2 protein-coding genes are annotated in these 3,464 nt (G+C 43.2%); both read left to right on the plus strand.

Features of this window, described 5'->3' with window-relative positions; all coding sequences use genetic code 11:
- Nucleotides 1-1,589, plus strand: a 1,589-nt coding sequence (gene aceF, locus CWB60_RS19915) for a pyruvate dehydrogenase complex dihydrolipoyllysine-residue acetyltransferase (protein ID WP_138628019.1), incomplete at its 5' end; no start/stop codon positions are given.
- A gap of 175 nt (nucleotides 1,590-1,764) precedes the next feature.
- Nucleotides 1,765-3,192 (plus strand): dihydrolipoyl dehydrogenase, encoded by a 1,428-nt coding sequence (gene lpdA / locus CWB60_RS19920; protein WP_029773352.1) that lies wholly within the window; start codon nucleotides 1,765-1,767, stop codon nucleotides 3,190-3,192.
- Nucleotides 3,193-3,464: the final 272 nt, after the last annotated feature.

Here is a 3,464-nt window from a genome sequence, read left to right on the forward strand (position 1 = left end):
CCGTACCAGATATTGGTGACGACGAAGTTGAAGTAACAGAAATCATGGTCGCTGTTGGTGACAGCGTAGATGAAGAGCAGTCAATTTTAAGTGTTGAAGGCGATAAAGCATCTATGGAAGTACCAGCTCCTTTTGCCGGTACTGTAAAAGAAATTAAAGTAGCCGAAGGTGACAAAGTAAAAACAGGCTCTTTAGTGTTTGTTTTTGAAGTAGCTGGCTCAAGTGCACCTGCATCAGATGCGCCAAAGCAAGAATCTGCGCCAGCAGAGACTACTCAAAGCGCCGAGCCAAGCACAAAAGAAGTAAACGTGCCTGATATTGGCGATGATGAAGTTGAAGTAACTGAAATCATGGTTGCTGTTGGCGATACGGTTGAAGAAGAGCAATCTATCTTAAACGTTGAAGGCGACAAAGCGGCAATGGAAGTACCAGCCCCGTTTGCTGGTACCGTTAAAGAAATTAAAGTGGCCGCTGGCGATAAAGTCAAAACTGGCTCACTTGTGTTTGTTTTTGAAGTTGCAGGCAGTGCGCCAGCAAAAGCAGCAGAACCGGCTGAGCAAAAGCCAGCGGCTGCACCTGCTAAAACCGAGTCTGCGCCAGCTCAAGCTGCACCTGCTGCTAAAGCAAGCAACGAAAGCTTTGAAAACAACAGCGCATATGCCCATGCATCGCCAGTTGTTCGCCGCTTAGCGCGTGAGTTTGGTATTAATTTAGCAAACGTTAAAGGCTCAGGGCGTAAAAACCGCGTAGTAAAAGAAGACGTACAAAACTATGTTAAAAACCTAGTTAAGCAAGTTGAATCAGGCCAATTACCAGCTGGTAAAGGCAATGCGGGCGGTGGTGAGCTTGGCTTAATTCCGTGGCCGAAAGTAGATTTTGCTAAATTTGGTGAAATTGAAGAGAAAAAACTATCGCGTATTCAAAAGCTGTCGGGTAAAAACCTACACCGTAACTGGGTGCAAATCCCACATGTTACACAGTTTGACGAAGCTGATATCACCAGCCTTGAAGTGTTCCGTAAAGAACAAAACGTGTTAAGCGAGAAGAAAAAGCTCGGCGTTAAAATCACACCACTTGTGTTTGTGATGAAAGCGGTAGCGAAAGTACTTGCTGAGTTCCCAACGTTTAACTCGTCATTGTCTGAAGACGGTGAAAGCCTTATCCTTAAAAAGTACATCAATATTGGTGTGGCAGTAGATACGCCAAATGGCTTAGTTGTTCCAGTATTTAAAGATGTGGACAAAAAAGGCATTATTGAACTATCTCGCGAGCTGATGGATATTTCTAAAAAGGCGCGTGAAGGTAAGTTAACGTCATCTGATATGCAAGGCGGTTGTTTTACTATTTCAAGCTTAGGCGGTATTGGCGGTACGGCATTTACGCCGATTGTTAATGCACCAGAGGTGGCTATTTTAGGTGTATCTAAATCTGAAATGAAACCTAAGTGGAATGGTAAAGACTTTGAACCAAAATTAATGGTTCCGCTTTCTATGTCGTACGATCACCGTGTGATTGACGGTGCTCTAGCTGCACGCTTTACCGCAACGCTTGCAAGCTACATGAGCGACATACGTCAACTAGTGATGTAATCACTACAATATGAACAAAATCAAATCCCAGCCAGTTGTTTTTAGCTGGGATTTTTACTATATGCAATGATACAATCTTTGCACTATTTGTGAATTGCTCTGATTTTCTGCCCATGCAGAAACATGGCAGTTAAATTTTAGGGCAGTGTCCCGTTCAAACAATTAAGGTAATAGCATGAGCAACGAATTAAAAACTCAAGTTGTTGTACTAGGCGGTGGTCCTGGTGGTTACTCTGCGGCTTTCCGTGCTGCTGACTTGGGCTTAGAAGTTACATTAGTAGAATCGCGTGAAACATTAGGCGGCGTATGTCTTAATGTTGGTTGTATTCCTTCAAAAGCACTTTTACACGTAGCTAAAGTGATTGATGACGCTGCAGAAATGTCATCTCACGGTGTTACTTTTGGCGCTCCGCAAATTGATTTAGACAAAATTCGCTCTTGGAAAGAGTCGGTTGTTGGCCAGCTTACAGGTGGCTTAGACGGCATGGCTAAGATGCGTAAAGTTAAAGTTGTACCAGGTTACGGTAAATTCACTGGCAGCAACACTTTAGACGTTGAAGGTGCTGACGGCACTACAACTATTACATTTGATAACGCAATCATTGCTGCGGGTTCTAAACCTGTTAGCTTACCGTTCATCCCAGAAGATGACCGTGTAATTGATTCAACTGGCGCATTAGAACTTAAAGACGTACCAGAGAAACTACTTGTTTTAGGTGGTGGTATTATCGGTCTTGAAATGGGTACGGTTTACCGCGCACTAGGTTCTGATATTGATGTAGTTGAATTTGCAGATCAGTTAGTTCCGGCTGCGGATAAAGATATCATCAAGATTTACCAAAAATACGTAAACAAAAAATTCAATGTTATGCTTTCTACTAAAGTTGTTGGCGTTGAAGCGAAAGATGATGGCTTATACGTTACTTTTGAAGGCAAAAACGCACCAGCTGAGCCAGTACGTTACGACAAAGTACTTGTTGCTGTAGGCCGTACGCCTAACGGTAACTTACTTGATGCTGATAAAGCAGGTGTTAATGTTGATGAGCGTGGCTTTATTAATGTTGATAAGCAATTACGTACTAACGTAGACCATATTTTTGCAATTGGTGATTTAGTTGGCCAACCTATGCTTGCGCATAAAGCGGTACACGAAGGCCATGTTGCTGCAGAAGTTATCTCTGGTCAGAAGCACTTCTTCGACCCTAAATGTATTCCTTCAATTGCGTACACTGACCCAGAAATCGCATGGGTAGGTGTGACTGAGAAAGAAGCAAAAGAGCAAGGCTTAAGCATTGAAACTGCGGTATTCCCGTGGGCTGCATCAGGTCGCGCAATTGCATCTGCACGTACTGAAGGTTCTACTAAGCTTATCTTTGATAAAGACAGTGGCCGTGTAATCGGTGGTGCTATGGTGGGTATTAACGCAGGCGAAATGCTTGGCGAAATCGGCTTAGCAGTTGAAATGGGCGCAGACGGTGAAGACTTAGCGCTTACTATTCATGCTCACCCAACATTGAACGAGTCTATTGGCCTTGCAGCTGAGATTTTTGAAGGTTCAATCACGGATTTACCAAACAAAAAAGCAGTTAAAAAGAAGAAGTAAACTCTTTTAGTTAACTGTTTAAAAACCCAGGCCTCGGCTTGGGTTTTTTGTTTTTATAGCCGTCAGCCGTCAGCCGTCAGCCGTCAGCCGTCAGCCGTCAGCCGTCAGTTTAAGAGAAGCTCGTCTTGACACGTAAGTTAATATGAGCAAAATTTCTTGATCTGACTCCATAAAAGTAGACACCTATTTAGGAGTCAGTTCTCATGAAAGTAAAAGCGTTTCGTAAACATACAGAGGAATTTAAAAGAAAAGTGTAGAAAGAGTACCGAGAC

Origin of the sequence: Pseudoalteromonas sp. S327 (assembly GCF_005886415.1) — a bacterium.
Lineage (GTDB): Bacteria > Pseudomonadota > Gammaproteobacteria > Enterobacterales > Alteromonadaceae > Pseudoalteromonas > Pseudoalteromonas atlantica.